This is a genomic window from Streptomyces sp. NPDC032940 (assembly GCF_040636935.1).
Classification (GTDB): Bacteria; Actinomycetota; Actinomycetes; order Streptomycetales; family Streptomycetaceae; genus Streptomyces.
In genome coordinates this window covers 119,153-127,600 of sequence record NZ_JBEZVJ010000020.1, presented here as the reverse complement: position 1 = coordinate 127,600, position 8,448 = coordinate 119,153, and the positions used below count along the sequence as shown (strand labels likewise).

Below are 8,448 nucleotides of genomic sequence, written 5' to 3'. Positions count from 1 at the left end.
GACGTCCGGGGAAACCGGGTCCGGCTCCAGGTCGACACCGACAAGCTGGACGCCGTGCTCCGGTCGCTGAGCGAAGCGGGCGTGCGGTCGCTGACCGGGGCTCCGTACGCGGACCCCGGCGCCCACCGGGGCACATCACATCTGGGACATTTCTCTATGCGCAAGAAGACCTTCGCCGCGGCGGCGCTGCTCGCCGCCGCCACCCTGACCCTCTCCGCCTGCGGCAGCGGCGGTGACGGCGACAAGCCCGTGACCGTGGTCTCCGAGGACACCGGCCAGCAGGCGGCCACCGTCCTCGACAAGCCCTTCGAGAAGCCGGACCTGGTCCTCACCGACACCCGGGGCAAGCAGTATGACCTGCGCGAGCAGACCGCCGGCAAGCCCACCCTGATCTACTTCGGCTACACGCACTGCCCCGACGTGTGCCCCCTGACGATGAACAACATCGCGGTGGCCAAGAAGCAGCTCTCCCAGGCCGAGCAGGACGAGCTGCGCGTCGTGTTCGTCACCACCGACCCCGAGCGCGACACCCCGGCCGCGCTCGGCAAGTGGCTCCAGGGCATCGATCCCCAGATCGTCGGGCTGAGCGGCGACTTCGCCACCATCCAGGCCGGCGCCCGCACCCTCGGCATCTCCATCGACCCGCCGACCAAGGACAAGGACGGCAACGTCGTCTCGACCCACGGCACCCAGGTCATCGCCTTCTCCCCGAAGACCGACGGCGGCTACGTCCTCTACGGCAAGGACGCCACCGTCGACGACTACACCAGGGACCTCCCCAAGCTGGTCAAGGGGGAGAACCCGTGACCGGCCGCCGCCCCGCCCTGGCCGCCGCCGCGGTCATCGGCGTTCTGGTCCTCGCAGGCTGCGGCGACTCCGGCTCCGGCACCTCGTCGGCCGCCGAACTCTCCGTCGGCGCCGCCTACATACCGCAGCCGGTCTCCGCATCCATGGCCGCCGGTTTCCTCACCGTCACCAACAAGGGCGACGCCGAGGACGCACTCACCTCCGTCACCAGCCCGCTCGGCGAGGTCACCGTCCACGAGACCGTCGGCGGCGCCATGAAGGAGGTCGACCGGCTGCCCGTGCCCGCGCACGGCGAGCTCGTGCTCGAGAGCGGCGGCAACCACCTGATGTTCGAAAAGCTGAAGCACCGTCCCGAACAGGGTGAGACGGTCTCCATCGAGCTCCACTTCGCGCACTCCGACCCCGTCACGGTCGAGATGCCGGTGAAACCGGCCACGTACCGGCCCGCCGACGGACACGCCGGACACTGAGGGAGGGACCACCTTGACGCAGACCATCGCCCCGCGCGTCCGGACCCTGGTGCTGCTGCTCCTGGCCGCGGCCTGCGCGCTGCTCGCCGGCGCCGGCCCGGCCTCCGCGCACGCCGCGCTGACCGGCAGCGATCCCCAGCAGGGGGCGGTGGTCGACAAGGCCCCGGCCCAGGTGTCGCTCACCTTCTCCGAGACGGTCTCCCTGGACGACGACTCCCTGCGCGTCCTCGACCCCAAGGGCACCCGCGTCGACGACGGCCGGCCCGCCGGCACCGGCGGCACTACGTACGCAGTGAAACTGCACGCCGGCCTGCCCGACGGCACCTACACGGTGGCCTACCAGGTCGTCTCCGCCGACAGCCACCCGGTCTCCGGCGCCTACACCTTCTCCGTCGGCGCCCCCTCCGAGACCACCGTCTCCGTCGACGCCCAGGAAGCGGGCGGCGGCATCGTCGGCCTGCTGTACGGCATCGGACGGTACGTGTCCTATGCCGGCTTCGTCGTCCTGGCCGGCGGCGCCGCCTTCGTGCTCGCCTGCTGGCCACGCGGCTCCGGCGTCCGGCCCCTGCAACGGCTCGTCGTCTCCGGCTGGCTCGCGCTGACCGCCGCCACCCTGCTGCTGCTCCTGCTGCGCGGCTCCTACACCGGCTCCGGAAAGCTCGGCGACGTCTTCGACCTGAGCCTGCTGGGGCAGGTCCTGCAGACCAAGAGCGGCGCCTCACTGGTCTCCCGGCTGCTGCTGCTCGCCGCGGCGGCGCTGTTCATCGCCGTCCTCTTCGGCGCCTACGACAAGCGCGAGGCCGAGGAGAAGAAGGACCTCACCTTCGGGCTCGCCGTGGGCGGGACCGTCGTGGCCGCCGGGCTCGCGGCGACCTGGGCTCTGTCCGAGCACGCCTCCGTCGGTCTCCAGGCCGGCCTCGCCATGCCGGTCGACGTCGTCCACCTGCTGGCCGTCGCCGGCTGGCTCGGCGGACTCACCGCCCTGATCGTCGCCCTGTACCGGGCACCCGCCGACACCCCCGTCCCCACCTCCGCCGTACGCCGCTTCTCCCGCATCGCCTTCGGCAGCGTCGTCGTGCTCGTGGTGACCGGCGTCTACCAGTCCTGGCGCCAGCTCGGTGCCTGGTCGGCCTTCACCGAGACCCGCTACGGGCAACTGCTCCTCGTCAAAATCGCGCTCGTGGCGGTGATCGTCGGCATCGCGTACCTCTCGCGACGGTGGACGGCACAGCTGGCCGGGACGGCGGACCTGGTCGCACCACGGCGGGAGAAGAGGGACGAGAAGTCGGAGGAGAAGGAGCAGGTCTCCGTGGCCGGGCGCCGCCAGGAGGAGAGGGCTTCCGGGGCGTCGAAGGGGGCCGGGGCGTCCGGGGCGTCGAAGGGGGCCGGTGATCCCCGGCGTGCCGCCCAGCTCGCCCGGCAGCGGGCCGCCATGGACACCGCCCGGCAGAAGCGGCTGCGGGACGCCGACCCCCACCGCCTCGGACTGCGCCGCTCCGTCCTCGCGGAGGCCGGCATCGCCGTCGTCCTGCTCGCCGTCACCACCGTGCTGACCCAGACCGAACCCGGACGCACCGAGCAGGAGGCCCAGGCAGCCGGCCGGACCGCCGCCTCCTCGTCCACCGCCGTGTCCGGAGCCGTCACCCTGGACATGCCCTTCGACACCGGAAGCGCCAACGGCAAGGGCGTCGTACGGATCGAACTCGACCCCGCGCGGGTCGGCGACAACGACCTGCACGTCTACGTCGAGGACGCGGACGGCCGCGCCGTCGACATCCCCGAGATCAAGATCGCCTTCGCCCTGGAGGCGAAGGACCTCGGGCCCCTGCCCGTCGTCCCCGAACACATCACCACCGGACACTGGTCGGCGAGCGGAGTGCAGCTCCCGATGGCCGGCGACTGGAAGGTCGCCGTCACCGTACGCACCTCCGACATCGACCAGGTGACCATCTCCAAGAACGCGCAGATCGGCTGAACCGCACCATGGCTGACCAGTCCATCCCGGAGACCCGCACCCCGGAGGAGACGCCCGGCGCGCACGCCGGGCCCGGCGTGCACGACGCCACCCCGCGTGGGGGCATCTCACGGCGCCGGCTCCTCGGCACCGCCGGTGCCACCGGGCTCGTGCTCGGCGCGGCAGGCGGCGCCGTGGGGTACGCCGCCGCACCATCCTCCGCCGCCACGCCGCTCACCTCGGTGGGCAGCGGGCAGGCGATGTTTCACGGGAAACATCAGCCCGGCATCACCACCGCCATGCAGGCCAGCGGCCACCTGGTCGCCTTCGACCTGAAGCCGGGCGCCGGGCGCAAGGAGGCCGCGGCACTGCTGCGCCGCTGGTCGGACACCGCTCGGCGGCTGATGGCCGGGGAACCGACCGGAACCGGTGACACGGACGTCGCACGGGACGCGGGGCCCTCCTCCCTGACCGTCACCTTCGGCTTCGGTCACAGCTTCTTCGGCCGGACCGGGCTGGACCGGCAGCGCCCGGCCGCCCTCGACCCCCTGCCCGACTTCTCCTCGGACCGCCTCGACAAGGCCCGCAGCAACGGCGACCTGTGGGTGCAGATCGGCGCCGACGACGCCCTGGTCGCCTTCCACGCGCTGCGCGCGATCCAGCGGGACGCCGGGTCCGCCGCCCGCATCCGCTGGCAGATGAACGGCTTCAACCGCTCACCGGGCGCCACCGCCCACCCGATGACCACCCGCAACCTCATGGGCCAGATCGACGGCACCCGCAACCCCAAGCCGGCCGACACCGGCTTCGACCAGCACATCTTCGTGCCCGAACAGGGCGAGCCCGCATGGATGGCGAACGGCTCCTACGCCGTCGTGCGCCGCATCCGCATGCTGCTCGACGACTGGGAACAGCTCTCCGCCAAGGCCCAGGAGGACGTCATCGGACGCCGCAAGTCCGACGGCGCCCCCCTCTCCGGTGGCACCGAGACCACCGAGATGGACCTGGAGAAGACGGACGCCGACGGAAAGCTGGTCGTCCCGATCAACGCCCACGCCCGCATCACCCGCCCCGACCAGAACGGCGGTGCCACCCTGCTCCGCCGCCCGTTCTCCTACCACGACGGCTTCGACCCCGACGGAGTCCCCGACGCGGGCCTCCTCTTCATCTGCTGGCAGGCCGACCCGCTGCGCGGCTTCGTCCCGGTGCAGCGCAAGCTCGACCGCGGGGACGCGCTGTCGACGTTCATCCGGCACGAGGCCAGCGGCCTGTTCGCCGTGCCGGGCGGGGCCGCGCAGGGTGAGTACGTGGGGCAGCGGCTGTTGGAGGGATGAACCCTCGCCCCGACGGGCCGCCCCATGGGGTGACGGGCCGGGCGGAGCGTGCTCCGCGTCCGGCAAGGCCATTAAGGTGAGGCTCATGCCCGCCAGTTACGCGTATCTCGGTCCCGAAGGCACGTTCACCGAAGTCGCCCTGCGCACCCTTCCCGAGGCGGCCACCCGGGAACTGGTCCCCTACGTGTCCGTCCAGTCCGCGCTCGACGCCGTGCGCGTAGGCGAGGCCGAGGCCGCGTTCGTGCCGATCGAGAACTCCGTCGAGGGCGGCATCACCACCACCCTCGACGAGCTGGTCGCCGGCCAGCCCTTGATGATCTACCGCGAAGTGCTGCTGTCCATCACCTTCGCGCTGCTCGTCCGCCCCGGCACCAGGCTGTCGGACATCAAGACGGTCACCGCCCACCCCGCCGCCCAGCCCCAGGTACGCAACTGGCTCAAGGCCCACCTGCCCGACGTGGCCTGGGAATCGGCCGCATCCAACGCCGACGGCGCCCGCCTCGTGCAGGAGGGCCGGTACGACGCCGCCTTCGCCGGCGAGTTCGCCGCGGAACGGTACGGCCTGGAGGTCCTCGAGTCCGAGATCCACGACGCGGAGAACGCGCAGACACGGTTCGTGCTCGTGGGCCGTCCCGCCCGGCCCGCCGCTCCCACCGGCGCGGACAAGACGTCCGTCGTGCTCTGGCAGCGCGACGACCACCCCGGCGGCCTGCGCGACCTGCTCGGCGAGTTCGCCACCCGGGGCATCAACCTGATGCTGCTCCAGTCCCGGCCCACCGGCGCCGGCATCGGCAACTACTGCTTCTGCATCGACGCCGAGGGGCACATCTCCGACCGGCGGGTGGCCGAGGCCCTGATGGGGCTGAAGCGGATCTGTCTCCAGGTGCGCTACCTGGGGTCGTACCCGCGCGCGGGGGTCGATCCGTCGGACGTGGCTCCCTTGCGGCGGGGCACCTCCGACGAGGAGTTCACCGCGGCTGCCGACTGGGTGGCGCGGTGCCAGGACGGCCGTTTCTGAGGTTGTCCACGGCTTGATCCATGGCTTGATCCATGGCTTGGTCCATGGCTTGGTCCATGGCTTGTCCACGGCCGGTCGTACCTGCCGATTGTCGTTATCCACAGAGCGGTCAAAGTTATCCACAGGTCCGCTTCTCGACCTGGGGACAAGTCGACAACGAAGCGCCCTTCATCGACAAATCACCCTACGGGCGCCCACTTCACCCACAGGGGCCCAGGTCACCCCTCGTCCATCTGTTTCTTGCCCTCCATCCTCCGGAGTGACCTGTTTCCACTCGAAAGTGAGCCTGAAGGGGGTTTGGCGCAAGAATTCCTCGCCCGGCATGCCCCCGTGCGTCCGATTAGGAATGATCACCTCCGCAGTCCACAGATCTTTCGCACAGCCTGTGGATAACTTTCCCCAGTCCGAGCGACCTGTGGACAGCCGAGGCCCAAGTCCCGCCCCACGCAAGGAAGTCCAGTCAACACGACGCTCGCCGTCCGCCTCGTTCCAGGGAATGGGCCGCCTTTTATTGACAGGCCCGGCGGCGGGAACACAAGGCCCCATTTCCCCCATAGCGGAGCGCGCGGAACGCGGCAGGCAATAGTGGGTCGTGAGCCGTCACCGGGCACCGGTAGCCTTGACCGCGTGATTGACCTTCGCCTGCTCCGTGAGGACCCCGACCGTGTGCGCGCGTCGCAGCGCGCCCGTGGAGAGGACGTCGCGCTCGTCGACTCCCTCCTGTCTGCCGACGAGCGGCGCAGGTCGTCCGGCGTCCGCTTCGACGAGCTGCGTGCCGAGCAGAAGGGCCTCGGCAAGCTGATCGGCAAGGCCTCCGGCGACGAGAAGGCCGAGCTGCTGGAGCGCGCGAGCCGGCTCGCCGCCGACGTCAAGGCGGCCGACGCCGAGCGGGACGCCGCGGACGCCGAGACCCAGGAGCTGCTCCAGCGACTCGGCAACCTCATCCACCCCGACGTCCCCGTCGGCGGCGAGGAGGACTTCGTCACGCTGGAGACGCACGGCACGCACCGCGACTTCGCCGCCGAGGGCTTCGAGCCCCGCGACCACCTGGAGCTGGGCCACCTGCTCGGCGCCATCGACGTCGAGCGCGGCGCCAAGGTCTCCGGCTCGCGCTTCTACTTCCTGACCGGCGTCGGCGCGCTCCTGGAGCTCGCCCTCGTCAACGCGGCGATCGCCCAGGCCACGGCGGCCGGCTTCACGCCGATGCTGACCCCTGCGCTGGTGCGGCCGCAGTCGATGGCCGGCACCGGCTTCCTCGGCCAGGCCGCCCAGGACGTCTACCACCTCGACAAGGACGACCTGTACCTGGTCGGCACGTCCGAGGTGCCGCTCGCCGCGTACCACATGGACGAGATCATCGACGCCGACCGGCTGCCGCTCCGCTACGCCGGCTTCTCGCCCTGCTTCCGCCGTGAGGCCGGTTCGCACGGCAAGGACACCCGGGGCATCTTCCGCGTGCACCAGTTCGACAAGGTCGAGATGTTCTCCTACGTCCTCCCCGAGGACTCGCAGGCCGAGCACCAGCGCCTGCTGGAGTGGGAGAAGCAGTGGCTGACCTCGCTGGAGCTGCCGTTCCGCGTCATCGACGTGGCCTCCGGCGACCTGGGCTCCTCGGCCTCGCGCAAGTACGACTGCGAGGCGTGGATCCCGACCCAGGGCAAGTACCGCGAGCTGACCTCGACCTCGGACTGCACCGAGTTCCAGTCCCGCCGGCTGTCCATCCGCGTCCGCGAGGACAAGAAGGTGCGCCCGCTGGCGACGCTCAACGGCACGCTGTGCGCGGTGCCGCGCACGATCGTGGCGATCCTGGAGAACCACCAGCAGGCCGACGGCTCGGTACGCGTGCCCGAGGTGCTGCGGCCCTACCTGGGCGGCCGGGAGGTCCTGGAGCCGGTGGCCAAGTGAGTGACACCGGTTCCGCCACGGGCCCCGAGGCCGGTTCCGCCGGGGGGTTCCCGTACCGGCTGATCGCCACCGATCTCGACGGCACGCTGCTGCGCAGCGACGACACGGTCTCGTCCCGCACCCGTGAGGCGCTCGTCGCGGCCACCGCGGCGGGCGCGGCCCACATCGTGGTGACCGGGCGGGCGGTGCCGTGGACCCGGCACATCCTGGACGACCTGGGTTACGAGGGTCTCGCGGTCTGCGGCCAGGGCGCGCAGGTGTACCACGCCGGGGAGCACCGGCTGCTGACCTCGGTCACGCTGGACCGGCAGCTGGCCGGGGTGGCGCTGGCCAAGATCGAGGCGGAGACCGGTCCGCTGTACCTGGCGGCCAGCCGGGACGGCCTGGACGGCGACGTCCTGGTCGGGCCGGGCTACGCCGTCGGCGGTGAGCTCCCGGCCGTTCCCTTCACCGACGCCTCGGATCTCTGGTCCGCGCCGCTGAACAAGATCTACATCCAGCATCCGACGCTGTCGGACGACGAGCTGGCGGAGGCCGCCCGGCAGGCCGCGGGCGGTTTCGTCACGGTCGTCATGGCCGGTGCCGGTGTCGTCGAGCTGCTTCCGCTGGGTCTGTCGAAGGCGACGGGACTGTCGCTGGCGGCCCGCCGCCTCGGGCTGAAGGCGGCGGACACGATCGCCTTCGGCGACATGCCCAACGACATCCCGATGTTCGGCTGGGCCGCCCGGGGCGTGGCGATGGCCAATGCCCACGCGGAGCTGAGGGCGGTGGCCGACGAGGTGACGTCCTCGAACGACGAGGACGGGATCGCCGTGGTGCTGGAGCGGCTGGCGCTCTGACGGCGGTCCGGCGGCAGGCCCCGGGCTGCCGCGGTGGCTTCTTCGGATTCACGGTCCGGACGGCACCGGCGTCCCCGTCGGTCGGCCCACGCGAGGCGTCTCGCGTGCTCGAAGCGGCCGC

Annotated in this window: 7 protein-coding genes; all 7 read left to right on the top strand. The window is 71.4% G+C overall.

The genetic code is table 11. The features are described 5' to 3' along the window. Positions 1–156 precede the first annotated feature (156 nt). The 7 genes from AB0E77_RS23290 (at position 157) to AB0E77_RS23260 (ending at position 8,327) form a co-directional block, all read left to right on the top strand. Positions 157–807 (top strand): SCO family protein, encoded by a 651-nt coding sequence (locus tag AB0E77_RS23290; RefSeq protein ID WP_361573592.1) that lies wholly within the window; start codon positions 157–159, stop codon positions 805–807. Beyond that, entirely contained in the window at positions 804–1,277 is a 474-nt protein-coding gene (locus tag AB0E77_RS23285) for a copper chaperone PCu(A)C (RefSeq protein WP_361573590.1), read from the top strand. Before AB0E77_RS23290 ends, AB0E77_RS23285 begins: the two co-directional genes overlap by 4 nt. A gap of 13 nt (positions 1,278–1,290) precedes the next feature. Beyond that, positions 1,291–3,252: a copper resistance protein CopC gene (locus AB0E77_RS23280; RefSeq protein ID WP_361573588.1), complete on the top strand. Its 1,962-nt coding sequence runs from the start codon at positions 1,291–1,293 to the stop codon at positions 3,250–3,252. Positions 3,253–3,260: 8 nt separating this feature from the next. Continuing rightward, positions 3,261–4,565: an iron uptake transporter deferrochelatase/peroxidase subunit gene (gene efeB / locus AB0E77_RS23275; protein ID WP_361573586.1), complete on the top strand. Its 1,305-nt coding sequence runs from the start codon at positions 3,261–3,263 to the stop codon at positions 4,563–4,565. An 85-nt stretch (positions 4,566–4,650) separates the two neighbouring features. Beyond that, the gene (gene pheA / locus AB0E77_RS23270; protein WP_361573584.1) at positions 4,651–5,583 is read left to right on the top strand and encodes a prephenate dehydratase; all 933 of its coding nucleotides are present in this window, start codon (positions 4,651–4,653) and stop codon (positions 5,581–5,583) included. 627 nt (positions 5,584–6,210) lie between these two features. Then, positions 6,211–7,488 carry a serine--tRNA ligase gene (gene serS / locus AB0E77_RS23265; RefSeq protein ID WP_361573582.1) on the top strand — a complete coding sequence of 426 codons (1,278 nt, stop codon included), beginning with the start codon at positions 6,211–6,213 and terminating at the stop codon, positions 7,486–7,488. Further along, on the top strand, positions 7,485–8,327 hold the full coding sequence (locus AB0E77_RS23260; RefSeq protein ID WP_361573580.1) for an HAD family hydrolase: 843 nt from the start codon (positions 7,485–7,487) through the stop codon (positions 8,325–8,327). The genes serS and AB0E77_RS23260 overlap by 4 nt, the downstream gene beginning before the upstream one ends. The last annotated feature ends 121 nt before the right edge of the window (positions 8,328–8,448 follow it).